The following is a 25,426-nucleotide window of genomic DNA, read 5'->3' on the forward strand; positions in this document are numbered from 1 at the left end:
CCCCGTGTTTCCGATGTCCCCTCTTGGCAGCCGCTCCATCCTGCGAGAGCCCTCCGCACCGGGCGCGCACGTGAGTACGACCGCTCCCGGCCCGCTCTCGCTGCGAGCAGTTGGCAATGGAGCTGCCATGCAGGCCCCGCTCGTGCGCTCGTTCGATCCGCCGCGAGTGGATTGGAGCCAAGGGCTTCCTGCGGTATGGGAGGCGAGGCAGGGAAGCGCCACAGGTCGCACCTCGGATCCATCGCGCCTGCAACAGATCGTTCTCGGTCTCGGAGACGATGATGCCTGGCGCCGCATCAGTCCGCGCTTGGAACAAGCGACGATGGCGCCGTATGCCGATGCGTTGAGAGGCCTCGTTGCCGCGGTCAGCGCACTGCCAACCAGCGAGCGCAAGGCGTATCCGGGTCTGCCCGGCTTCACGCGCCATCATGCGGTCAAGTCATTGCTGGAGTCCAGAACAGATGTGCCCGTACCCCCAAAGGTGCTCGTGAGCATCATGGGGTGGCAGCAGTCCGTCATCGGTGAGTTGTACGCCGCACTTTTCTCCGGTGGCGTGCTTGACTGGGATACGACATGGTTCGACTTCGGCCTGGATCACGACAGTGTCGCCACCGGTGCGATACGCACGGAGCTGTGGGCCGCAATGGTCGTGGGGCCGACTTATTCCAGCGTCGAACACGGCGCGGTGGTCTCGCCTGACCAGTTCGACGGTCCGCTTGTGCAGCGACTGCGGGGCGAAGAATCGGCTGAACAGGTAAGCGCTGCAATGCACATCGATGACACTGCATTAAAAAAATGGATTTCATGTGCGGCCGAGACGTTGCGACGTGGCGGAACCCTGTCGTCGGAACATGTCCTACCGTTGAACAGGGACAGCGGCGGATGTGCCCATGCTGGCATCAGGTAACGCTGCGCAATGCGCGTGGAGACCTGACAGCCATCATGGTCGTGGCCGCGAGGGCCGCGAACGTGGCGCGGCCCCACCCATCTTCGTTACAGCGTCAGTGCGCCAGCAGGCGCGCGTACAGTGCGGCACCGTAATGCGGTGGATGCTGGGGTGCCTGCAGGGTGAAGTGCGGGCTGGCAGCGTGCAGCGCGGTCGAGAAAGGACGCATCAACGCATCGCCGGCACTGAATGCACCGCCCGACCAGGACAGCGGCACCGGCTCGCCGGCCTGGAAGTCCAGGTTGATGCGCAGCGCGTCGGCGATGGCAGCCAACTCGTGCCCGGCCCGCTCGAAGATCGAGGCGGCCACCGGGTCGCCAGCCTGTGCTGCGCGCGATACCAGCGGCGACAGCTGCGCCAACTCACCCCGTGAGCCGTGGCCCTCGCCGTACACATGCGCGCAGATGTCCAGGTCGTGCTCGCCCAGCTGGAAGTGCTCGCGCAGGATGCCGTGCAGCGGCCCGCGCGGCAGGCGGCCATCACTCATCCGCGAGAACGCATTGAGCCCCTGCACGGCAATCCAGTACGCCGACCCTTCATCGGAAAACGCTTCTCCCCAGCCGCCGGCACGTGCAGAGGCCGCACCGCGACGTCCGTAGCCCATCGAGCCCGTGCCGGCGATGATGTTGATGCCATCGGCGCAGGCCAACGACCCGGCCCAGCCACAGACCATGTCGTTGTCGCAGCTGTAACGTGCGTGACCCAGCACGTCCCCGGGAATCGACTGCAGCCGGGCAGTGGCGCGGCTGTCTTCGCCGTACGCAGGCAGGCCGAAGAACGCCTGGCGGATGGCCTCGCGTCCTGCGTCAACCTGCGTCAGGACCTGCTCGATGCCTTCAGCAAGAATCGCACGCACGCCGTCCAGCCCCACCTGCGGGTGATACGTCGTCCCCAGCTGCGCCTCGGCCAGCAGCGTGGCCTGCGCATCGATCAGGGCGAAGCGGGTCTTGGTGCCGCCACCGTCCACGCCCAGGTACAGCGCGCCACTCATGCGTCCAACGCGTACAACTGCACGCCCTGTACCACGCGGTTGACGATGCCGGCCGGGTTCGGATTGTCCGGTGTCACCCCGCGCGCCAGCGAATGCAGGAACGCGTAGATCTGCGCCGCGGCGACATAGGGCCACAGGAGCTCGACATCGTGTGCGTCCTGCAGCCCGCGCACCGCCAGCGTATCGGCGGCGGCCGCATCGCGCGGCTGGGCGGAGATCTCGATCACCCGCGCCGCACAGCCGTCGCGGCGCAGTTCGTCGATCAGGTCGTGGTCGTAGCGCCGCGTGTGCGGATCGTTGGACACGAACACCACCACCAGCGTGGAATCGGTGACGAAGGTCTTCGGACCATGGCGGAATCCCAGCGGTGAGTCATAGCACGTGACAACGGCCCCGTTGGTCAGCTCGCCGAGCTTCAGCGTGGCTTCGCGCGCCAGGCCCTGCAGCAGCCCGCTGCCCAGATACACCACGCGGTCATGGCGGGCTTCGGCCAAGGTGTGGAGCAGGGGCAGGGCGGTGTCGATCACCTGCGCGGTGGCCGCCGCAATGGCGTCGACGCGACCGCCGCGCACGCTGGCAGGCACCAGCGCGGCCAGCGTGGCGTACATCATGCAGCTGAAACTGGAGGTCATCGCAAAGCTGGTGTCGTGCGTCTGCTCGGGCAGCAGCAGGGTCATCGAGCGGGCCACGGGCACCCGCGCCAACGCGCCGGTGGGATTGCAGGTCACCACCAGATGGTGCACCTCATCGACCAGCGATTCGGCCAGCTCGACCGCTGCCAGACTTTCCGGACTGTTGCCGGAACGCCCGAAGGACACCAGCAGCAGGCGCTGGGTCGGGTCCAGGTACAGGCGCGGTGCGCAGACGATGTCGGTGGTCGGCACGGCGTCCACGCGCGCGGCCAACTGGCGGTCCAGCAGCGGTGCAAGGCATTGGCCGATGTAGGCCGATGTGCCCGCACCGGTCAGCACGACGCGCGCGGATGGGTCATCGATCAGGGGCCCGACGAACGCGCGCAGCTGATCGGCCATCGTCGCCACCAGGGCATCGGTGGCCTGCAGCATGTCCGGTTGCTGGGCGATCTCGCGCGCGGTCCACAGTGCACCGTTCGCTTCCAGCGTCGGTTCGGGGAAACCGAGAATGTCAGGTGAGGTCATGGTTCGTGCATGCATGGTGGTAGTCATCGAGGACAGCGCTGATATGGGCCATGGCCAGGGACTGCGGATCGAACGTTGCCGTTCCGTTGCGCACCGCGTTCAAGGCATGGGGAAGGTACTGGCCGATGAGCGGCATCGGCGGCGGGTCGGCCCGCAGGTTGTCGAACAGCTGCACCCGCGCCGCTTCGATCTGCGGGTCAGGCCAGTAGTAGCGGATGCGGTCGCTGAGGCTGTACTGCAGATCGGTGGACAGGGCACGGCCTTCGCCGTGGTAATAGCGCTGCCAATAGCCGGGTGCATCCTGCATGCGGCGCAGGGTGACCTCGCGCAGCCGCGCGCGCTGGTCATCGGCGATCCACTCGCGCTCGATGGCATCGAGTCCCCACAGTGCTTCGCGCAGGGCGAATGTCAGGCCCGGACCCACCTTCAGGATCGCGAAGTGATCACGCACCAGCGCGGCCAGCGCATCGCGGGTCTGGTAGTCGGTGGAATGCGCTTCGAAGACCAGCCCCGGCACCGTGGTGACCGACTGGCTGAGCGCCTGTGCCTTGCTGCTGTCGTAGTCGATGACGTCGTGGTGGTCGAACTCCACGCCCGGTTGCACCACCGAGGCCAGCACGCGCAGCCACGCCTCGCCCAGGCCGGCGGCCTCGAAGGCGACGCGATGCGCCTGGATGGTGGCCAGCGCGGCATCGGCAGTGGTCACCGCCAGGCCTTCGATCGACTCCGTGGCGCCGCCGGGCACGGGCACTTCGGTGCCGATCACATACACCGGCGCCTCGCCACCGGCCTGCTGCCACGCGGCCTCCGCGGCACGGCACAGGCGTACGGCACGCCTTACGATCTCGGCTTCCGGCAACGGCTCCGGGTCGCCACTGCAGGCCATCGAGCAGTCCAGGTGGATCTTGCGGAAGCCGGCAGCGACGTACTCACCGACCATCACCTCAGCCTTGTCCATCGCGGCCGCCGCGTCCAGCGACGTCCACGGGTTGGGACCCAGATGATCGCCACCGAGCACGATGCGGCCGGCGTCGAAACCCACGCGCTCGGCGATGTCATGCACGAAGCGCACGAAGTCTGCCGGTCGCATGCCGGTATAGCCGCCATCCTGGTTGACCTGGTTGCAGGTCGCCTCGAACAACAGCAGATCCTGACCGGTGCGCTGCGCGTGGCGCAGGCTGGCCTCGATGACCAAGGGATGGGCCGAGCAGATCGAGGTCACGCCGATGGCGTGGCCTTGCCGATGCCGCGCGACCAGGTCGAGCAGAACGTGCATGGGGAGTCCTGTCAGGGGAGGGGAGAAGGCGGTGTCTGGCGCTCGGGTTCGAGCACCAGCAGCAGCGATGCGATCAGGGCGAGGACCAGGCCGACCGTCTTCAGCGGGCCCGGCACGACGCTGGCGAACAGCAGCGACAGCACGGCCGTCACCAGCGGTGCGCCTGCGTTGCTCAGCGGCGCCACCACCATGGCCTTGCCGTAGCGGAAGGCAAAGACCAGGGTGAGCGCGCCGATCGCGTTGAGGATCTGGATGCCAGCGGTCATCCACGGCCCGGTCAGGCCCCAGTTGATCGGTTGCGAAAAGTCGGTCATCGCCAAGGCCACCGGTGCCAGCAGCAGCGCGCCGAGCGTCATGTAGGCAAAGATGCTTTCCGCCCGCACCGTGTCGTTGGCCAGCTTCATGAAATAGGCCTGCAGGCCCCACGCCAGCATGATCAGCAGGGATTGCACGAACCAGCCCAGACCGGCTTCGCCGCGCCCGAAAGACAGATCCAGCAGCGGCAGCGCCACCAGGGCCAGCACGATGCCCAGCGTGCCCTGCCAGCCGGTGCGCTCGCGCAGCAGCAGGAAAGAGAGCGCAATGGTCACCACCGGCGACAGCGAAATCACCGGGAACACGAAGTACGCAGGACCGATGGTCAGCGTGTGGAACAGCAGCATCTGCCCACCGGCACCGAGCAGGCCGATGATCAGGCCGTAGCCGATCGCCCGCTTCGAGCGCTCCAGCTGCCAGCCGCCGCGCCACAGGATGTACAGCGCCGGCGGCACCATGGTCAGCGCCCAGACGCAGTACACCAGCGTGTCCGGGAAGCCATGCGCAGCAGATAGCGGGGACAGCGCGCCCCACACACCCCACAGGGCCACCGTGGCCAGCGCGAATCCCAACCAGGGGCGACGGCGCGCGGGCGGGGCAGCCATCACGACGGCCTCGGCACTCATGCGCCGGTACCGGCAGGAGTGGCCTGCAGCATCAGGAAGCGCTCGAACCGCGCGGGCAGGCGGGCCACGGCGCCGCCGTCCACCTCGCCCAGATCGGTGTCGTTGAACAGGTCACGCACCGCCCAACGGCCGGCCGGCAGTCCACGCAGCTCGACCTTGCCGTCCCAGCGGGGCGCGTAAAAGGTGTAGTAGCGAGCTCCGTCCTTGGCGATGGCATGCGCTTCGGGCTTGTCGAAGCCGATGTCGTACAGCGTGCCCAGGTACTCGCCCTTGGGCAGCATGTGCGTGTTGTACAGGCCCACCCACCGACGCCACAGCGCTTCGCGCTCGTCGGTCAGCACGAAGCCGCCGGGCGGAAGGGGGACCGAGGGATGATCGGTGTCCTTCGGCCAGGTGAACTTGCTGGAGATCACCGCGCCGATGCCCACGCTGGAAGCGAAGTCATCGCGGTTGTCGGACAACTCCACATGGTCGCCGGCGTAGCTGCTGCGGTCGCCGATCAGCGCCTTGATGGACTTACCCTTGCTGCGCACCTGCCACGACGACAGCGGATCCGACGACGGGAACTGGTCGGTAGCCGGCAGGTTGTGGAAGGCGAACGCGGTGCCGCACGGGCACAGCTCGACGACGGCATCAGGGTTCGCATCGTGCGCCGCGCGGTAGATCGCATCCCAGAATTTCGCCAGGCCCACCACGGAATCCTGCGGGCTGGCGTGCTTGTGTGCCGGATTGAAGCAGGGCGCGACGGCATTGAGGTGCTGGCCATCCAATTTGATGCCCTCGAAGCCCCAGTCGGCGATCGCCTTGCGGGTCAGTTCGACGTAGAAATCGATGGTTGGCTGGTAAGCCGGGCACTGGGTCAACGCGTTCCACCAGGTGACGGTCTGGAAGGCGCCTTCCTTGTCCAGCAACAGCATGTCGACATGGTCGTGCAGCACGTCGCTGCCCGGGTCGGCGGCCAACGGGGCCAGCCACAGGCGCGGACGCATGCCATGACGCCGTACCTCCGCGGTGAACGCGCGCATGTCCGCATCGCCGCGCGGGAACTTGCGCAGGTCGATCTTCCAGTCGCCTTCGTTGGTCTGCCAGCCGTCATCCAGCACCGCCCATTCGAAGCCGAGCTCCTTAGCCTTCGGCAGCGTGGCGAAGATCTGCTCCACGCTGAAGTCGCGCTCGTAGCCCCATGCACACCAGATCGGCGCGAACGCCGAATCGGGCGGACGCGGGCCTTCGATGCCTTCGCCGCGCATGAAGACCTGGTACTGCTGCAAGGGCGCGTAGAAATCGCCTTCGTGCACGGCCAGCAGGGTCCGCTCGGTCACCAGTTCCTGGCCCGGTGCCAGGGTGACGGCCTGCGGTGATTCGATGGCGATGGCCGCACCCTTCGCGGTGCGCCTGACCGGCAAGTCCAGTGGGCGCGGGACGGGCTCGACATGGCCAACGGCCAGGCCGACATCGCGGCGCCAGATATTGGCAACCGGCGTGCCGCCGCCGTAGTCCGATGAATCCATGGACAGCGTGTTGCGCTGGTCGAAGCCCGCATCCATCGGCTGCACCCAGTCGCGGCGATCGGTGTGGGTGGCACCGGAAAAACTCCAGAAGCCGCCCGGCGCCTCGTCCAGCTGGTACGCGCTGTTGCGCCAACCGGTCACGGCCAGCGGCGCGCTGCCGATGTTGCGGTAACGCACCTGCAGCAGGGCCAGACCGGGCTGCTGGTCAAAACTGCTCACCGCAACCTGCTTTTCCACCCCGTTACGGGAGCGGCCGGTGAAGACCACCTGCTTGCCGGGGCCATGACGGGGGTCATCCAGCACATGCGCCTGCTGATCCACGAGGGCAAAGTCGACGATCTCGGTGTCGGCCAGCAGCAGCGCTTCACTGGGCTGCCAGCCGGTCAGGGGCTTGCCGTTGCGGGAAACGCGGGTATGCATGCGCTTGTCGAAGGCAAGGCTCAGCACGGCATCGCCGGCGGCCTGATCCGTCGAACGGGGAGCCATCGCGGCGCGCGCCCAAGGGGCTGCACTCCAGGCCATGCTGCCTGCCACGCTTCCGGCAATCAGCTTCAATGCGGTACGGCGTCCAATCGGTGGCATAACGTCATTCCGAGTAACGATGAGGGGCATTCTGCGCACGCGGTAAACGTTGATGCAAGCGTTTTGTTGCGATATGGTTCGATTAAGTTTCGTTTTCTAACAGTGGAGTGCGTCATGGCAGTGAAGCAGCAGGTGTTGGCCCTTGGAGTGGCGCTGGCGGCCATCAGTCTCGCGGCCTGTTCGCCGTCCCCTGGGGCCGGCAAAACCGCTGCGTCGGTGCCCGCATCGAGTGCTGACGCCGTCACGACGAACACTACGCCCTATGCGATGGCCGACTTTGCCACCGTGCGCAAATTCGATGCCCATGTGCACGCCAACGACCGTGATACCTCCCTGTTGCAGCAGGCGCGCGCGGACAACTTCGAGGTGCTGTCGATCAATGTCGATTACCCGGACTTCCCCAGCCTGCAGGATCAGCATGCGATCGCCGTCGCGCAGGCGAAGCAGGATCCCGCGCATTTCCACTGGGCGACCACGTTCTCGATGAAGGGCTATGGCAGCGCGGGCTGGCTGCAGCAGGTCAACACGGGGCTGGACCGGGACATCGCCGAGGGCGCGCGGGCAGTCAAGGTCTGGAAGAACATCGGCATGGTGGAGAAGGGTGCGCAGGGCAGGGCGATCATGCTCGACGACGCAGGCCTTGCACCGGTGGCCGAGCATGTGCGCGCGCTGGGTGTGCCGTTGATCGCGCACCAGGGCGAGCCGTACAACTGCTGGCTGCCACTGGACAAGATGACCACCAACAACGACCGCGAGTACTTTGCCAAGCACCCGCAGTACCACATGTTCCTGCATCCCGAGCAGCCTTCGCACGCCGACCTGATGGCGGTGCGCGACCGCTTCGTCGCCGCGCATCCGCAGTTGCGGGTGATCGGCGCGCACATGGCCAGCCTGGAGTACGATGTGGACGTGCTGGCCGGCTTTCTTGACCGGTTTCCGAACGCGACGGTCGATCTGGCTGCACGCATGAGCCAAGTGCAGTATCAGTCCAATGCAGACCGCGCGAAGGTGCGCGACTTCTTCATCCGTTACCAGGATCGGCTGCTCTACGGCACCGACCTGACCCAGTCACCGGGCGCGGATACGGCGCAGTTCAAGGCGGAAACGCATGCGGTGTGGCAATCGGACTGGCGCTACCTGGCCACCGACGAAACCCAGCATATCGACGTGCTGGCCGCCGATGTCGCCGGTCTGGCGCTGCCGCGTGCAGTGATCGACAAGGTGTACTACGGCAATGCAGCACGCGAGTTCAAGCTGTAACGGCGGGCCCAGGAATCCCGGTGACGCCGCGCCGCGCTTCGCGGATTCCGGGCGACCGGTGAATGGGCTGGTAGCGCCGAGCCGTGCTCGGCGGAGTGGGTCGGCGCGTGTGGGTTGGATGCAGCCGACTGAAGTCGGCTCTACCTCGCCAGCAGGCGGTCGACCACGCGCGGCGAGCGGTGAATGGGCTTTGGTAGCGCCGAGCCGTGCTCGGCGGAGTGGGTCAGTGCGCGTGGGTTGGGTGCAGCCGACTGAAGTCGGCTCTACCCGCTGGCTGTATCCCGCCAGCCGCTGCCGCCGCTGCGCTGTGGATCAGGTCAACTGCAGGTCCACGCCCAGGGCCCGGCAGTGCTGGGCCACGTCGTCGGGGGCGCCGACATCGGTGATCAGCGTGTCGATGTCCGATACCGGAATGATCCGGTGCAGGCAGACCTTGCCGAACTTGGAGCTGTCCGTGATCGCGACCACCGCACGTGCCGCCTCGACCATCTTGCGGTTGAGCATGGCTTCGGGTTCGTAGTGCGTGGTGATGCCGCGCTCCACATCGAATCCATCCACGCCCAGGAACAGCAGGTCCACATGCAGGGCATCGAGTGCTTCCACGGTCAGCCCGCCATAGAAGGCCATGTTCTTGCGCCGCAGTTCTCCGCCCAGCATCACCAGGTTGATCCGGGTCTTCGGGCTGAGCACGGTCAGTACGCCGAAATCGTTGGTGACGACGGTCAGATCAATGTCCGGCAGGGCCTCGGCCAGCTGCATCGCTGTAGTGCCCGAATCAATCGCGATGGTGTCGCCCGGCCGTACCATCGCCGCAGCGCGCGCACCGATGCGGCGCTTCTCATCCAGAAACACAGTGCGCTTGGTCTCGTAATGAGGCTCGGCCGCAGGCGCGGCACTCACCGCACCGCTGTCGATGCCGCCGCCGTATGCGCGCGCCATGACCCCGCGCTCAGCGAGGTAGCGCAGGTCCTTGCGCACGGTCTGCAGGCTCACGCCGAACTGTTGGGCGAGCGAGGACACCTGCACACTGCCGTGCTGGCGAACCAGTTCACTGATCTGTTGGCGGCGATGGCTGGTGTCCCGGGTGGCGACCATGCAGAGAGCTCCTTTCAAACGTTCAAGAGTATGCGCCTTTTCGTTACATTTCGCTATTGATGCAAAACGAAACCTCATATACGCTCGGTTTCGTTGCTTCACCAGCCAGGCCCCCACAGCCACCGTCCTACGCTTCATGCCTCAGGAGAGAGAGCCCGTGAACGCCGTCCGTCCGCATCGCCATTGTCTTTACCATGGAATCACCCTTGCCTTGCTACTGCCCGCCACGGCGTGGTCGCAGCAAGCCAGTCCCGACACGCCGCCGCCCGCCGGTGCACCGGTGGCTGCTGCTGAGCAGGCACCTGCCGGCAGCGCCGTCGATCTGGAAACCGTGCAGGTCAGCGGTGTCCGCGCCGCGCTGGCGCGCTCCACCGAACTGAAGCGCGATGCGTCTACCGTGCAGGATTCGATCAGCGCGCTGGAACTGGGCCGCTTCCCGGATGACAACGTGGCCGACTCGCTCAGCCATATCACCGGCGTATCGATCACCCGCACGGCCGGCGGCGAAGGACAGAAAGTCAGTGTCCGTGGCCTGGGCCCGGAATACACGCTCACCACCTTCAACAACCGCATCCTCGCCACCGACGGCGCAGGGCGCGACTTCGCCTACGACGTGTTGCCGTCGGACGTGATCAGTGGCGCCGATGTGGTCAAGGGCGCACAGGCATCCCTCACGGAAGGGGCGATCGGCGGCCTGATCAACCTGCGTTCGGCCAGCCCGTTCGACAACAAGGGCCAGCATGCGATCGTGCGTGCAGAGGGCGACCACAACCAGATGTCCGAGTTGAACGGCCGCAAGTTCTCTGCGACCTACAGCAACACGTTTGCCGACGACACCATGGGCCTGCTGATCGGCGCGGTCTACGCCGAGCGCAAGGACCGCACGGATATCGCGGGCAATGACGGCGGCTGGACCCGCAATCCGGATCCGGCCGACCCCAGCTGGGGTGGCAATGCCTGGGGCGGCAACATCGACCCGAACGGCAATGGCGAACTGGATCCGGACGAATACGGTCTGATCGCGCCGGGTCAGTTCCGCGTCGGTTCGGTGCTGGAAGACAAGAAGCGCAAAGCCTTCTCGGGCAAGTTCGAGTGGCGTCCCAACGACGACGTGCGCATCGTGGTGGACGGCCTGAAAACCCGCCTGGATTCGCCGCAGGTGTCTTACCAGCAGTCGTTCTACCCGCTGTTCGCACCGGGCCGTTGGTCGGATATCAACGTGCAGAACGGCATCGTCACCGGCTTCACCATGGACAACCCGGATCCGGAGCAGCGGATGAACCCGGAAGTGCTCAACCAGACCGAGCACCGCGTGGTGGATACCGATCTGTTCGGCATCAACGGCAGCTGGAAGGTCAACGACAGCCTGACCATGACCGGCGATGTGTACCGCTCCACTTCCGAGCGCAAGTCGGGCGGGCAGGACACCTACGTGGTGCTGCGCATGAACCAGCCGAACGTCACGCGCATCGACCTGACCGGCGACGCCGTGCCGAATGTCACAACGACGCTGGATGATGGCCGCGATCTGTCCACGGGGCTGGCCAACGGCCAGTTCAATGACCGTGATTTCAACACGCACTACATGGAACTGCGTGGCGACAACATCAAGGACGAGATCACGGGCGGCACCATCGCCGGCAAGTTGTACGTCGGCGAGTGGGGCGTGGACTCACTGAACTTCGGCATGACCCGCACCGAGCGCAGCAAGCGCCGTGACCTGGTCAACAACACCCTCAACGGCGGTGCCGACTACTACTCGGTGGACAACGCGATCAACGTCGGCGATCTGGGCGGTGGCGTGCTGGACCGCACCCTGTCACTGCCGAACTTCATGAACAAAGTGGGCTCGAACTTCCCGCGCAGTTTCCTGGGCTTCGACGTGCCGAACTACCTGGCCAGCCTGGAAGCCTACAACGGCAACCCGCGTCCCGACGGCAGCGTGTACGACTTCGCCAACGCCGCACCGCAGTGGAATCCGCTGGAAAGCTACCGCGTGGAAGAAAAGACCAACGCGTTCTACGTCCAGGCCGACCTGTCCGGCGAGCGCTGGAGCGCGGACGTGGGGGTGCGCGTGGTCAGCACGACGACGCGCGCGCAGGCATGGGATGCAAAGATCATCAGCATCACCGAGAACGGCGCGTTCAACTACACCGCACGCTACGCCGACCCGACCCCGGTGCTGCAGGACGGCAGCTACCGCTACATCCTGCCGTCGGGCAACTTCACCTGGCGCTTCACCGATGATCTGCTGCTGCGCCTGGGTGCGGCCAAGACGATGGCGCGCCCGCCGGTGGACAAGCTCGCACCGACCAACACCACGGCCAGCGTGTCGTGGGGCGAGTTCACCCAGATCTACGGCGGCAACGTGGATCTCAAGCCCTACACCGCGCAGCAGGGCGATGTCTCGCTGGAGTGGTACTTCGACGAGCAGTCGATCGCCAACATGGCGGTGTTCTACAAACGGATCGAAAACCAGATCACCACCAGCTGGGAGCCGGGCCAGGACATCGGCGTGCCGGGCTACCTGTTCAACGTGATGCGCCCGATCAACGGCGACTACGCCAAGGTGCACGGCATCGAAGCCGGACTTCAGCACTTCTGGGAGAACGGCCTGGGGTTCCGCGCGCAGTACACGCGCAACTGGTCCAAGAGCTTCGTCGGCGGCGAAGAGCGCCCGCTGGAAGGCATCGCTCCTTCGGTGTATTCGTTGGGCCTGATGTATGAAAAGGGCCCGTGGTCGGTGAGTGCAACGGCCGATTACAGCGACGGTTTCGTGACCGCCACCAACGTGCTCGGTGCGGGCTACAACGAACAGGCCGACGAGATCACCTGGCTGACCGCGAGCATCTCGTATGAGATCAACGACATGTTCAGCGTCAGCCTGCAAGGCCAGAACCTGCTGGACGAAGCACAGACCTACAGCATCAACGGCAACCCGTTGCTGTCGCAGGGCTATTACCGCTACGGCCGCTCGTTCACGCTGGGCTTCAGCGCGCGCTTCTGAATGAGCGAAGCGTAGTGCCGGTGCGTGACGGTCGCCGACTGTCACGCACCGGGTGAACCTGACAGGGTGAACCTGGACTGGTAGAGCCGACTTCAGTCGGCTGCTTTTGCATGCCGAAGCCGACTGAAGTCGGCTCTACCATTCTCCGTGCAGCCGACTAAAGTCGGCTCTACCGGTGTCTCGGCGCTACCTGGCCGGCAGCATCCGGGGCTGCTTTTCGTACCATTCTTTGGCACCGGCCAGATGCCACCGGCGGTTCTCACCGTTCAGTTCGATGCCGGCGCCCAGCACGCCCCAACGCAGATACAGGTCGCCGCGCTTGCCCGGCTTGCCGATGTCCAGCCGCCCGCGCAACGAAAGCCGTGCGTTCTCCGCTTCCAGATCATCGATCACCAGCTGGCCCTGCCGCCAGCGCAACTGACCGCTGGCCTGCACCTCGCCCGAATCCACCAGCCCCAGTACCCACCGGGGGTAGGCGCTGCGTTCGCCGAATACATCCAGCAACGGGCCCGCATCGCGCAGGCGGATGTCGGCCACCGCATCGGCATTCAGCGGCGCCGACGCACCCAGATGCCCGCTGCGCACCGCCAACTCGCCCCACCACCCGGCATCGGTGCTGTCGGCGATGCGGACGTCCTGCAGGCGCACCGTGGTGCCGCCCAGGTCGAACTGCTTCTGCTCGAAATCCGCCCGCTTGATGCGTGCCCGCAGCAGCGCATCGCCGCGCATCGCGACACCGGCCAGCTGCATCCGCGCACCTTCGCCACGCAGGTCGGCCTTGCCCGTCCCGATGCGGCCGGAGGTATCCAGCTCGACATCGCCACTCAGCAGGCCGGTGCCGCCCAGCAGCCGCAGCTGGTCATTGCCCACGAAGCGGTTGTAGCGTGACAGGTCGGGCACGCGCGCGTCGTTGAACCGCAACCGGGCGCGCACGCCTTCCTTCAGCTCTTTCAGGCGTGCATCCCCGGTGAGATCCAAAGACATGGCGCGGCCGTCAAACAGCACCTGATTGGGTGCATCCGTCGGTGCAGCGCGGAACTGGGGAATCTCCACCTTCAACTCCGCCTGCGGCGTGGCGCCTTCGGTAATGCGGCCCTTGGCATGTGCATCGCCGCGCATCCGCACCCCCGCCACATCGGCAATGGCCACCACCTGCGGAACCTCGGCGGTGCTGCCCGGTGCCAGTTGGCCATTGGCCAGTTTCAGGTCTGCCTTCACCAGTCCGCCACCATCCAGCCGGAACCACGGTTTGCGCACGATCAGCTCGGAGATCCAATTGAGCGATTCGAACTTCCAGCTCGCGCGTACGTCGCCGGAGGTCCGTGGCAGCAGGTCGGACAGATCATCGAAGGGAATCGTGCGGCCGGCGATGTGCAGGTCGGCGTCGATCTCGCTGCCGGTGTCCTCGTCCTTCGGCAGCCGGGCCTGCAGGCGGATCTGCTCGGCGACGTTGAGCTGCAGTGCCAACAGGCCGCGATCGGTCGCGTGATCACCGGCGTGCACCGGCAGGCGCCACACCAGATGGCTGCCCGGCCGCAGCACGCCACCGTGATCCATTGCCAGATCGGCCTGCAATCGCGCCGTAGACGGGATCGTACCGACCTTGACGTGGGCGCCGGCCGTGTCGATGCGCAGGGCCTGGCTGCGCGCATCCACCTTCAACTCAGCGGTCAGGATGCCGAGCTTGCGGCGTCCTGGGGCCTCGTCGCGGTAATGCCGGGGGAAACTTGCGCGTGCGTCAAGGTGGGCCTGGTCCAGCACGGTCGTGCCATCGAGGCTGATCGTGGCCTCATCGAATGTCGCCGTGCTGTCGAGCAACTCGGCGGGCCCGCCGCGCAGCTGCTTGACGAATCCCACGGTCGCTTGGCCCTTGCCGGCTATCAGCAGCTTGCCGAACTCGCCGCTGCGGACGCTGTCGCTATGGATCTCATCCATACGCACGGTCCATCCCCGGTCGCTGCGTGGCGGGGGCGGGATGGCCTTGTCGACCTGGCGGATCACGGCGCGTACGCCGGCGGCATCCACGCGCGGGATATGGATCTCACGACGCAGCAGCGCGGGCAGCGAAATATACGCGCTTGCCCGCTCACCACTGAACACGAACAACGTCCGGTTGGCCTGCACCCGCACGTGCACGTTCCACAGCACTGCATGCCCTGGCACCACGGTCAGGGCAGGGCCGCTGTGCAGCTGGAACTTGTCCGGCTTGCGGTTGGTGACCATGTCGAACAGCGGCGTGTTGAGGAAGATGTTGCCTGCAAGCAGATACAACAGATACAGCGCCAACAGGGTTGCCAGCGCGATACGGACAGGTCGGGGCCAGCGCGGCAGGCGCTGCAGACGCGCAGGAATCAGGGGCATGGTGGACCGCAGGCGGGAATCATGCCGCTACTATCGGCAGCGGCCGGCGGCAACAGCGTGAAGGCTGCAGGCTCAGGTGATACTTTCTGCAGGGGGGCTGCACGTCCCTGTTGCCTGTTACTGGAGTGAACTGCATGTCGCTGCTGTCCAACCTGCTGCCGATCCTGATGATGGCCGGCCCCGCCGTACTGCCCGAACCGCCGGCCAGTGACCCGATGTTCCATGCCGAGCCCGGGTCGCTTCAGCCCGAACAGATACGCGCCATGCAGCAGCGCCTGGCCGACTGGCCGCAACTGGGGTATTACCGCGAACAGAATGCCGCCTTGCCTGCCGCCACGGCCGACCGCCCCCGTGTGGTCTTCTTCGGCGACTCCATCACCGAAGGATGGGGCGCCACCGGCAGCAGTACGTTTTTCCCCGGCAAGGGCTACATCAACCGCGGTATCTCCGGACAGACGACGGCGCAGATGCTGCTGCGCTTCCGCCAGGACGTGATCGCGCTGCGCCCGGCGGTCGTCGTGGTGCTGGCCGGCACCAATGACATCGCCGGCAACACTGGCCCTGCGACACAGGCGATGATCGAGGACAACCTGCACGGCATGGTGGAACTGGCCAAGGCCCATGGCATCGCGGTGGTGCTGTCATCGGTGCTTCCCGTGAGCAGTTACCCGTGGCGCGCAGGGCTGCGGCCAGCGGACAAGGTGCGGGCCCTGAACACAGCGCTGAAGCAATACGCAGGCACAGAGGGAATCGTGTTCCTGGACTACCACGCGCTCATGACCAACAAGGAAGGCGGGCTGGATGTCGCGCTGTCGGCGGACGGGGTGCATACCACGCCGGCCGGCTACGCGCGAATGGCCCCCCTGGCCGAGGCCGCGATCGCCGACGCACTGGCTGCGGCGGGCGCGGTGCCATCAGGCAGGACGCAGGGGACGCAGCCGTGAAACGAGCCGGGTGGTCTGGTCGCTCGCCGGACGGAATGCTGCGTTGAGCGTGCCCACCACACCGGATGGCCGTTACATTGTCGTCCGCGGACGTCTGTGGCGTGCAGCCAACCCTGGGTTGGACGAGATCACCCGGACGGCGTTGGTGGCCCAACTGATGGACGCACGGCGAGCGGTGAAAACGGCCCTGGCTGCAGACGACGCAGCGCAGCTTGCTGCCGCGCGTGCCGCGGTTGACGCCGCGAAGATAGGGCTGGGAGAGCGTGGTCCGGTCTGGTGGAGCGACGGGGCGAAGGACTTCAACCGTCATCTGGTGAAGAACACGCCGTATGCGACGTGGTATGCGGGCGATGCAAATCAGTAGCGCCGAGCCACGCTCGGCGAGGTGCTGCACCGCGCGGCCGCTGCGCTCGCCGACCATGGGTCGGCGCTACCGGGGCGTCGGCAGATATCGGGGTGTCGGCAGATATCGGTAGCGCCGAGCCACGCTCGGCGAAGTGCTGCACTGCGCGGCCGCTGCGCTCGCCGACCATGGGTCGGCGCTACCGGGGGTCGGCAGATATCGGGGCGTCGGCAGGTATCGGTAGCGCTGAGCCGCGCTCGGCGAAGTGCTGTACCGCGCGGCCGCTGCGCTCGCCGACCATGGGTCGGCGCTACGGGGGCGCCGGCAGATATCGGGGCGTCGGCAGATATCGGTAGCGCCGAGCCACGCTCGGCGAAGTACCCGATCAGTTCGCCATCGACGGCTGTGCGCGGTCCATCGCATCGAGCTGCAGCTGTGAAGCATCCAGCTGGATGGTGCAGCGCAGTCCATCATCGGCAAAGCCGTAGTCGACGTCGGCGCCGATCTGGTACGTCAACGCGCGTTCGATCAGCTCACGTCCCGCACCACCGCCACGGATCTGCTGGGGATTCTCCGGCAGGTCGTATACATCGTGTTCGTTCCAGTCGATGCGCAGCGTAGGGGCGCCGGGGTCGGCGGCGCCGGTCTCCAGCAGCGACCACCGCACATGCAGCCGACCTCCCTGCTGGCGCAGCGCCCCGTACTTCACCGCGTTGGTCGCCAGCTCGTGCAACGCCATCGCCAAGGGCTGCACGCTGCCTGATCTCAACGGAATGTTGTGCGGACCTTCCAGTACGATCTGATCGCCCTGTGCCGCCGGATCGCAATGAGCGGCCAGCTCCCCGCGCAGCAGCGCATCGAACTGCACCCGGTCCAGTTCGCCGAGCCGCGACAGCAGGCCTTGCGCGCGCGCCAAGGCATCCAGGCGGGCATCGAAACGGCTGGCGAAGTCGGTCATGTCGCGGCTGGTGGCGAGGGTGCGGCTGGCCATCGCGCGCACTACCGACATGATGTTCCGTGTCCGGTGTTGCAGCTCATCGACCAGGATGCGGAGCATCGCCTCACTGCGCCGTCGTTCTTCTTCATGTTCGCTGCGCTCGGTGACATCGCGCGTGGTCCCGACGATCGCTTCGACGTTGCCGCGCGCGTCCAATTGCGGGACGAAGATGTAGTCGTACATGCGACGCCCCAAAGGACCTTCGAACGGGACGTCGCCGCGTACGGGCTTGCCGGTCGCGATCACTTGATCGAGCTCGCGGCCATGCATGGCTGCATGCCAGTCGGGGTAGCCCAGCTCCAGGCAGTTCAGGCCCAGCGCCTCTTCCTCGGTCTTGCCCCACATCCGCAACAGGGCACGATTGGCGTAGGTGAAGCGATGATCGAGGTTGAAGATGTAAGCAAGGTCCGGTGAGCTGTCCAGGAACGCTTTCAGGCGGCGACGCTCGCGTTCTGCGTCATGCAGCGCGTGCACCACCGCATCGGCCGCCCGCTCCAGTGCCAGCTGCTGGTCTTCGCGGTCCAGCACGACGGCCGCGATACGGGTGCCGAACTGCGCGACCTCTTCCTCCCACCCGCTGAGCGGGCGCGCCTCGGACAGGCACATCAGCAGCCACGCACGCGGGCCTGCACCGGCGTGGGTGACGGCAATCGGGTTGCAGGCCTGCAGTCCCTGTTGCTGGCAATGGCCCCGCCACCGCGCCGCCCATGCCGCGTCCGTCGACGTGTCTGGTGGAACCGCAGCGACAGACCCGCCAGTAAAGCGCGCGGCAAGCGGGGAGCAGGACGCGCGCTCAAGTTGCTCCAGCAGAGCAGGGGGCATGCTGCTTCCGATGACGTAACGCACCAGCGGCTCACGTGCGGAGGTGACGACGACGCACGCCCGCAGACCCGGCTTCATCCGTTCAATCGAGTCGATCAGTACCTGCAGGCACTCGCGCGGCGGTGTGCCCCGTGCCAGCGTATCCAGCAGTGTTGCCTGTTCTCGTACCAGCAGTTCGGCGCGCACCCGGCGGGTCATGTCCAGGCACATGCCGTTGATGTGGTCACGCTGCCGATTCAGCCGCCCGCGCAGCATCAGCCAGCGTCGGCTGTTGCCATCGGTCCAGGGGAGTTCGATCTCAAAGTGCGGGGCGTCGCGGGTCTGCCGATGCACGCGCCGCCATGCAGCGCGCAAGACGGCAGGTGCGATGCCGCCCAGTTGATCAGCGGCGGTACCCGACGCCGTGAGCTGCCGTCGAGCGATATCGAAGTGCCAGACACCCAGGCGGGAGTCGTCGAGGATCGTTTCGACGGCGACGTCGGACAGGGCAGGGGACATGGTGGCGAAGGGAAAGTTCGTCAGGCCCACCGTTTTGCCAACCCCGACGCAAAGAGCACGTGAAGGCTGCCCCGGTAGCGCCGACCCATGGTCGGCGAGCGCAGCGAGTTCGAACGGTGCAGAACTGCACGGTAGCGCCGACCCATGGTCGGCGAGCGCAGCGGGACTCGAACGGTGCAGGACTGCCCCGGTAGCGCCGACCCATGGTCGGCGAGCGCAGCGGGACTCGAACGGTGCAGGAATCCGCCGAGCGTGGCTCGGCGCTACCAGGCGGTACGCGCAGGGCGCGCCATCACCAACGCAATCGTGCGCCGGCGTAGACGCCGAATCCTTCGCCCGGCGTGGAACGGGCCACGTCGCGTCCACCATCGTCATACCCCGGCGTTACCGTGGCGGCGTAGTGCTTGTCGCCCAGGTTGCGCAGCTCCAGCCACCCCTGCCACCGACCACTCGGGGCATCGAAGCCCACACGGCTGCCGAAGATGACGTGGCCGTCCGCGCGGAAGCTGTTCGCGTAGTCAACAAAGCTCTTCGACGCGTACTCGGTGTTCACCGCCGCATACAGACCGGATGCGTGGTCGTACCGAAGCTCGGCCTGGTAATAGTGCCGGGGCAGCCCAGGCAGCCAGTTCTCACCGAACCGTGCGTCATGCCGGTACCGGAAATTGCTGAACGTGTAGGCCTGCCGCAGTGACATCCGCCCCGTGCTGCCTTGGTACAGCGTGCTGTCCAGCCCGGCTTCCACACCGCGATGCACGGTGGGGCTGGCGTTGTTCTCCGCAATGAACAGGTTCGGGACCGGCGCCACTTCCACGCTCAACAGCTCATGGTTCACGTGCGCGTAGTAGCCGGTAAGCTCCCATTGCCCGATAGCCGCCGTGCCACGCGCGCCGAGCTCAAGCGTCGTCGCGGTCTGGTTGTCCAGCGCCACCGGCGCACGCTGCCGTCCACTCGATGCGCCATTGCCCGCAGGGAAGAACAGGTTCGATCCCCAGATCATCGACCAAGGATGTGCCGGCTCGACCGAACGGCTGAGATTGCCGAACCACTGTGTGGCCGGCGAGGCCTGCCAGGTGAAGCCGAGCCGCGGCGCGTAATCCCAGTCGCTTTCGTTCAAGCGTTCACCGGTGAGTGGCCAGGTGACCTCCACCTCTCGCCGCGTCTGCACCAGCGCCACGCCCGTCTGCACGCTCAGGGCATCGCTCAGCTGCAGTTCGTTGCTGACATGCAGCGTGCTGTCGGTGCCGTGATGGGAAAAGTCGCGCGTGTGGGTTCCGGCGGGATAACCATTGTTGGAGAAGCGCAGCGTCTCGCGCACGTCCGCGTCCAGGTCATGGCTGACGCGCAGGCCGATGGTGGTCACGCTGTCACGGCCGAACAGCGCGTGGCGGTGGCGGTAATCCAGCGTCGCGTTGAGGTTGGCGTAATCCAACTGCTGCCGGTACAGGCTCTCGTTCAAGTCCATCGGATACTTGTGATACACCACGCCAGCCTGCAGCGATGAATCCTCATCCACCTGCAGCGTGGTCATGTTGCCGATCCACGTGCTGCCCGGTTGTGGCCGGCTGGCATCGATGGCCAGGTTGGCCGGGTTGGCCGCGCGCGGGTCGTTGCGGATCTGCGCGCGGGTCAGGCGCCCGGGCGTCTCGTGGTCGGTCTCGCGATAACGCACGAAGAAGCGCGTCTGCATGTCCGGGGTGATCTGCCAGCCGACGTTGGCCATTGCGCCTTTGCCGTCGCCGGACGCATGCCGCTGGTAGCCGTCGAACTGCGTGTCGGTATAAGCGACGTAGTAATCCAGTGCGTCCTGCACCCCACCGTAGCCGACGCTGCGCTTCTGGTAGCCACGGCTGCCTGCTTCGTAGTGCAGCTCCAGCCCTGGCGCGTCGCGGCCGCTGCGGCTGACGTAGTTGATGGCACCGCCCAATGCCAGCGCGCCACGCTCGAACCCGTTGGCACCGCGCAGCACTTCCACGCGTGAGAGCCACAGCGGCTCCAGCAGTTCGTACGGCGTACCGCCGGCGCCGGTCAGGGGCAGCCCATCCAGTGATACCGAAATGCCCGAGGCATGCGCACCGGGACCGCGATTGATGCCGGATCCGCGGATGGACACCTTCGTGCCTTCGTTGCCCGGTGACTGCGCGTTGATGCCCGGCTGATAGGCGAGCACGTCCGCGGTGCCGCCGACCCGGCCCTGCGACACCTTTGCCAGATCCACGACATTGCCGGCGCCCGGCACCCGCGCAAGCGCCTTGCGAGCGGCGTCGGTGGTATCGGCCGCGGTGACATCGACCCGATCCAGCGTCGTCGGCTGGGCCGCGGTTTCAGCGCGGGCGGGCAGGGCAGCAAGGGCGGTCAGCACCGCAACGGCGAGCACGCAGGGAGGCAGGACAACAGGCGTCATGAGCAGTAAAACCAGCAGCGGAGTGAGGCCGCGGCCGGGTATGAGCCCTGTAAACCGCAGCGAGGCCGCGAAAGTTAACAGGGCACATGCAGGTTGTCGAGCCCGCGCTGAAGGGGGCGACGGGTATCGGTAGCGCCGAGCCACGCTCGGCGAGCGCAGCGGCAGGGCGTTGACGGGCAGCGGCCGCCACTACCGATCAGATGGCTCAGCCCAGAATGCCCGGCAGGTCCAATCCCTTTTCCTTCGCGCACTCCAGCGCGATCTCATAGCCAGCATCCGCATGCCGCATCACGCCGGTGGCCGGGTCGTTCCACAGCACGCGGGCGATGCGTTTGGCGGCCGCCTCGGTGCCATCGCAGACGATCACCATGCCGGCATGCTGCGAGAAGCCCATGCCCACGCCGCCGCCGTGATGCAGCGATACCCACGTTGCGCCGCTGGCGGTGTTCAACAGGGCGTTGAGCAGCGGCCAGTCCGATACCGCATCGGAGCCGTCCGCCATCGCTTCGGTTTCGCGGTTGGGCGAAGCCACACTGCCCGAATCCAGATGATCACGGCCAATCACCACCGGCGCCTTCAGCTCGCCACTGGCAACCATTTCATTGAACGCCAGCCCCAGGCGATCGCGATCCCCCAGCCCGACCCAGCAGATACGCGCGGGCAGGCCCTGGAACTTGATCTTCTCGGCGGCCATGTCCAGCCAACGGTGCAGGTGCGGGTTGTCCGGAATCAGTTCCTTCACCTTGGCATCGGTCTTGGCGATGTCTTCCGGATCACCGCTCAGCGCGGCCCAGCGGAACGGGCCGATGCCGCGGCAGAACAACGGACGGATGTAGGCCGGCACGAAGCCGGGGAAATCGAACGCATCTTCAACGCCTTCTTCCAGCGCCATCTGGCGCAGGTTGTTGCCGTAGTCGACGGTCGGGACGCCCAGCGCATGGAAGGCGAGCATGGCGCGGATGTGGTTGGCCATCGATTCGCGTGCGGCTTTCTCCACCGTCTTCGGCGCGGACACGCGCTTCTCGTCCCATTCCTCCACGGTCCAGCCCTGCGGTAGATAGCCGTTGACCGGGTCGTGTGCGGAGGTCTGGTCGGTCAACAGGTCCGGCTTGACCCCGCGCACCAGCAGTTCGTCCAGCACATCGGCGACATTGCCGAGCAGGCCGACCGACACGGGCTTCTTCGCCGTGCACGATTCCTCGATCAACCGCAGGGCTTCATCCAGGTCGTCGGTCCAAGTGTCCAGGTAGCCGGTGCGCAGGCGCATCTCGATGCTGGACTTGCGGCATTCCACCGCCAGGCACGAGGCGCCGGCCATCACCGCAGCCAGCGGCTGTGCCCCGCCCATGCCGCCCAGACCACCGGTGAACAGCCACTTGCCGGCCAAGCTGCCGTCATAGTGCTGGCGGCCCATCTCCACGAAGGTCTCGTAGGTGCCCTGCACGATGCCCTGCGCGCCGATGTAGATCCAACTGCCGGCGGTCATCTGGCCGTACATCGCCAGTCCCTTCTTATCCAGCTCGTTGAAGTGATCCCAATTGGCCCAGCGCGGCACCAGGTTGGAATTGGCGATCAGCACGCGCGGTGCATCGACGTGGGTGCGGAACACCCCCACCGGCTTGCCGGACTGCACCAGCAGGGTCTGGTCGTCGTCCAGCCGGGTGAGCGCGGCCACGATCGCATCGAAGCTTTCCCAGTCACGTGCGGCGCGGCCGATGCCGCCGTACACCACCAGTTCCTGCGGCCGCTCGGCCACATCCGGGTGCAGGTTGTTCATCAGCATCCGCAGCGGCGCTTCGGTCAGCCAGCTCTTCGCGGTGAGGGTGGTGCCGGTGGGCGCGATGATGGTGCGGGACGGGTCGTTACGGGTCATGCGGCGCTCCGGGTCGATGCGAATTCAAGGCAGGCGTTCAGTACCTGCGCCAAAGTGTGGCGCAGCGGTGCGGCGTGGTCGTCGTCCAGCGGCGTAGGCCAGTTGTGCGCGTCAAGCGCGGCGGGGACCGGCTCGTGCATATAGCCCCGGCAGGCCAGTTCCATCTGCAGGCTGTGCACGCCGCCCGGGATGTCGCTGTAGTGACGGGTGATCCAGCCCCCCTTGAAGCGGCCGTTGCGCACGTGGGGCATGCCGCTGAGTCGGCAGAAATTCTCCACCACGTCCGACAGCGCGTTGTCGCAGGACGTGTCCACCGCGCCCGACGGACCGGCGGTGCCTAGGTTGAACTGCGGCAGTTCACCGTCGAACAGGTGCGGAATCTGCGATCGGATCGAATGCGCGTCGTACACCACCACGGTGGGGTGGCGCTCGCGCAGGCGCACGATCTGCGCGCGCAGCGCAGCGTGATAGGGCGCGAAATACGTGTCGCGGCGCCGCGCGATCTCCGCCTCATCCGGTTCCATTCCGTCCGAATACAGGGGCTGATTGTCGAAGGTCGTCAGCGGGCACAGGCCGGTCGTATTCTGGCCCGGATACAACGACACGCCGCTGGGGTCGCGGTTGAGGTCGATCACCGACCGCGAGATCGCCGAACGCACCGTGGTGGCCCCCAGCCCGCGCGCGAAGGCGTAGAGCTCATGCACCCACCAGTCGGCGTCACGTCGCGCCAGCCATGGCGAGACGAAACGGTCGCGCAGGTCGTCGGGCAGGTCACTACCGGTGTGCGGGAAGCTGATCACCAGCGGCGCATCGCCTTCATGCACCTCCAGCCAGGACGGAGGGGCGTTCATGCAACCGGCTCCACGCTCGGCAATACCTCGGTGAGGCCAGCAGACAGCGCACCGCTGCGCACCAGGTTCGTTGCCGCCACCATGTCCGGGTGGAAATAGCGGTCGTCTTCCAGCGTCGGCACCTGCGCTCGCAGCAGTACACGCACCGCTTCCAGCGGCCCACTGGACTGCAGCGGCGCATGGAAATCGCAGCCCTGCGCGGCAGCCAGCAGTTCGATACCGACCACGTTGGCGGCGTTCTCGGCCATCTGCATCAAGCGGCGTGCGCCATGCGCTGCCATCGACACGTGGTCTTCCTGGTTGGCCGAGGTGGGAATCGAATCCACGCTGGCCGGGTAGGCGCGCTGTTTGTTCTCCGACACCAGCGCGGCGGCGGTGACCTGCGGAATCATGAAGCCGGAGTTCAAGCCAGGGCGCGGGGTCAGGAACGCAGGCAGGCCGGACAAAGCGGGGTCCACCAGCATCGCAGTGCGGCGCTCGCTGATCGAGCCGATCTCGCAGATCGCCATGGCCAGCATGTCGGCGGCAAAGGCCACCGGTTCGGCGTGGAAGTTGCCACCGCTGAGCGCTTCACCGGTATCGGTGAACACCAGCGGATTGTCCGTCACGCCATTTGCCTCGATTTGCAGCGTCGTGGCGGCCTGGCGGATGATGTCCAGCGCCGCACCCATCACCTGGGGCTGGCAGCGCAGGCAGTACGGATCCTGCACGCGCACGTCGTTGTCGCGGTGCGATTCGCGGATCGCCGAGCCCTGCATCAGGGTGCGCAGCGCGGCGGCGGTGACGATCTGTCCGCGCTGTCCGCGGATGCTGTGGATGCGCGGATCGAACGGGGTGTCAGAGCCCTTGGCCGCTTCCACCGACAGCGCGCCGGTGACCAGTGCAGCCTGGAACACGATCTCGATCTCGAACAGCCCCGCCAGCGCATACGCTGTCGAAAACTGCGTGCCGTTGAGCAGGGCCAGCCCCTCCTTGGCACCCAGCTGCAGCGGCTGCAGGCCCGCCTGCGCCAAGGCCTCGGCGGCCGGCAAGCGAGCGCCCCCCACGAACGCCTCGCCCACGCCGATCATTACGCTGGCCAGGTGCGAAAGCGGCGCCAGATCGCCCGATGCACCGACCGACCCCTGCGCCGGGATTACCGGCACCACGTCGTGCTGCAGCAGCGCTTCAAGCAGCTGCAGGGTCTGCACCCGGATGCCCGATGCGCCCTGTGCCAGGCTGACCAGCTTCAACGCCATCATCAGGCGCACCACCGGCAGCGGCATCGGCTCACCCACACCGGCGGCATGGGACAGCACGATGTTCCGCTGCAGCGTGGCCAGGTCTTCGGGCTCGATGCGCACGCTGGCCAGCTTGCCGAAGCCGGTGTTGATGCCATAGACCGGCGCGCCCTTGGCGACGATGGCGTCCACGGTCGCGGCGCTGGCCTGCACGGCCGGCAGGCACGCCGGATCCAGTGCGATGCGTGCGCCGCGATACACCTGCCGCCACTGCGCAAGGGGTACATGGGCAGGGCGAAGGACCAGCGGGGTGTTGCGCGTGTCATCTTGCATTGAAGCGTGCTCCA

The 25,426-nt window shown here is 66.4% G+C and carries 17 protein-coding genes; 5 read left to right on the top strand and 12 right to left on the bottom strand.

The annotated features are described in order from the left end of the window. Positions 1–127: 127 nt before the first annotated feature. The gene (locus ABRP17_RS16190; RefSeq protein WP_349984527.1) at positions 128–907 is read left to right on the top strand and encodes a hypothetical protein; all 780 of its coding nucleotides are present in this window, start codon (positions 128–130) and stop codon (positions 905–907) included. Positions 908–1,001: 94 nt separating this feature from the next. On the opposite strand, the gene ABRP17_RS16195 is transcribed toward ABRP17_RS16190, so the two are convergent. Genes ABRP17_RS16195 through ABRP17_RS16215 form a run of 5 tightly spaced genes read right to left on the bottom strand, consistent with a single transcriptional unit; the run spans position 1,002 to position 7,404 of the window. Beyond that, positions 1,002–1,937 carry a BadF/BadG/BcrA/BcrD ATPase family protein gene (locus ABRP17_RS16195; RefSeq protein WP_349984526.1) on the bottom strand — a complete coding sequence of 312 codons (936 nt, stop codon included), beginning with the start codon at positions 1,935–1,937 and terminating at the stop codon, positions 1,002–1,004. Then, entirely contained in the window at positions 1,934–3,094 is a 1,161-nt protein-coding gene (locus ABRP17_RS16200; protein WP_349984525.1) for an SIS domain-containing protein, read from the bottom strand. Before ABRP17_RS16200 ends, ABRP17_RS16195 begins: the two co-directional genes overlap by 4 nt. Then, positions 3,081–4,370 carry a D-tagatose-bisphosphate aldolase, class II, non-catalytic subunit gene (locus ABRP17_RS16205; RefSeq protein WP_192079969.1) on the bottom strand — a complete coding sequence of 430 codons (1,290 nt, stop codon included), beginning with the start codon at positions 4,368–4,370 and terminating at the stop codon, positions 3,081–3,083. Before ABRP17_RS16205 ends, ABRP17_RS16200 begins: the two co-directional genes overlap by 14 nt. 11 nt (positions 4,371–4,381) lie before the next feature. Next, positions 4,382–5,311, bottom strand: a complete 930-nt coding sequence (locus ABRP17_RS16210) for a DMT family transporter (RefSeq protein ID WP_223203008.1) — start codon at positions 5,309–5,311, stop codon at positions 4,382–4,384. Further along, complete coding sequence (locus ABRP17_RS16215; RefSeq protein ID WP_349984524.1) at positions 5,308–7,404, bottom strand: glycoside hydrolase family 36 protein; 2,097 nt, start codon at positions 7,402–7,404, stop codon at positions 5,308–5,310. The genes ABRP17_RS16210 and ABRP17_RS16215 overlap by 4 nt, the downstream gene beginning before the upstream one ends. A 114-nt stretch (positions 7,405–7,518) precedes the next feature. Between ABRP17_RS16215 and ABRP17_RS16220 the strand changes: the two genes are divergently transcribed. Continuing rightward, positions 7,519–8,664: an amidohydrolase family protein gene (locus ABRP17_RS16220; protein ID WP_349984523.1), complete on the top strand. Its 1,146-nt coding sequence runs from the start codon at positions 7,519–7,521 to the stop codon at positions 8,662–8,664. 312 nt (positions 8,665–8,976) lie between these two features. Here the strand turns inward: ABRP17_RS16220 and ABRP17_RS16225 are convergent, their stop codons facing one another. Beyond that, on the bottom strand, positions 8,977–9,759 hold the full coding sequence (locus ABRP17_RS16225) for a DeoR/GlpR family DNA-binding transcription regulator (RefSeq protein WP_188326945.1): 783 nt from the start codon (positions 9,757–9,759) through the stop codon (positions 8,977–8,979). 157 nt (positions 9,760–9,916) lie between these two features. Between ABRP17_RS16225 and ABRP17_RS16230 the strand changes: the two genes are divergently transcribed. After that, the gene (locus ABRP17_RS16230; RefSeq protein ID WP_349984522.1) at positions 9,917–12,766 is read left to right on the top strand and encodes a TonB-dependent receptor; all 2,850 of its coding nucleotides are present in this window, start codon (positions 9,917–9,919) and stop codon (positions 12,764–12,766) included. A 186-nt stretch (positions 12,767–12,952) separates the two neighbouring features. On the opposite strand, the gene ABRP17_RS16235 is transcribed toward ABRP17_RS16230, so the two are convergent. Then, positions 12,953–15,118, bottom strand: coding sequence for a hypothetical protein (locus tag ABRP17_RS16235; RefSeq protein WP_372487021.1), 2,166 nt, complete (start codon positions 15,116–15,118; stop codon positions 12,953–12,955). 143 nt (positions 15,119–15,261) lie between these two features. On the opposite strand from ABRP17_RS16235, the gene ABRP17_RS16240 reads away from it, so the two are divergent. Beyond that, a complete protein-coding gene (locus ABRP17_RS16240) occupies positions 15,262–16,071 on the top strand; it encodes an SGNH/GDSL hydrolase family protein (protein ID WP_372486820.1) in 810 nt (269 codons plus the stop codon). A gap of 10 nt (positions 16,072–16,081) precedes the next feature. Further along, complete coding sequence (locus ABRP17_RS16245) at positions 16,082–16,435, top strand: hypothetical protein (protein ID WP_349984520.1); 354 nt, start codon at positions 16,082–16,084, stop codon at positions 16,433–16,435. A 364-nt stretch (positions 16,436–16,799) separates the two neighbouring features. On the opposite strand, the gene ABRP17_RS16250 is transcribed toward ABRP17_RS16245, so the two are convergent. From ABRP17_RS16250 to hutH, 5 genes are all read right to left on the bottom strand, one after another. Beyond that, on the bottom strand, positions 16,800–18,761 hold the full coding sequence (locus ABRP17_RS16250) for an HWE histidine kinase domain-containing protein (RefSeq protein WP_349984519.1): 1,962 nt from the start codon (positions 18,759–18,761) through the stop codon (positions 16,800–16,802). Between the two features lie 262 nt (positions 18,762–19,023). Next, complete coding sequence (locus ABRP17_RS16255) at positions 19,024–21,135, bottom strand: TonB-dependent receptor domain-containing protein (RefSeq protein WP_349984518.1); 2,112 nt, start codon at positions 21,133–21,135, stop codon at positions 19,024–19,026. Between the two features lie 205 nt (positions 21,136–21,340). Next, positions 21,341–23,008 carry a urocanate hydratase gene (gene hutU / locus ABRP17_RS16260; protein WP_349984517.1) on the bottom strand — a complete coding sequence of 556 codons (1,668 nt, stop codon included), beginning with the start codon at positions 23,006–23,008 and terminating at the stop codon, positions 21,341–21,343. Next, on the bottom strand, positions 23,005–23,859 hold the full coding sequence (hutG, locus tag ABRP17_RS16265; protein ID WP_349984515.1) for an N-formylglutamate deformylase: 855 nt from the start codon (positions 23,857–23,859) through the stop codon (positions 23,005–23,007). Before hutG ends, hutU begins: the two co-directional genes overlap by 4 nt. Then, entirely contained in the window at positions 23,856–25,412 is a 1,557-nt protein-coding gene (gene hutH, locus ABRP17_RS16270) for a histidine ammonia-lyase (protein WP_349984514.1), read from the bottom strand. Before hutH ends, hutG begins: the two co-directional genes overlap by 4 nt. Positions 25,413–25,426 lie beyond the last annotated feature (14 nt).

It is taken from the genome of Stenotrophomonas sp. WHRI 8082 (genome assembly GCF_040223995.2).
Lineage (GTDB): Bacteria > Pseudomonadota > Gammaproteobacteria > Xanthomonadales > Xanthomonadaceae > Stenotrophomonas.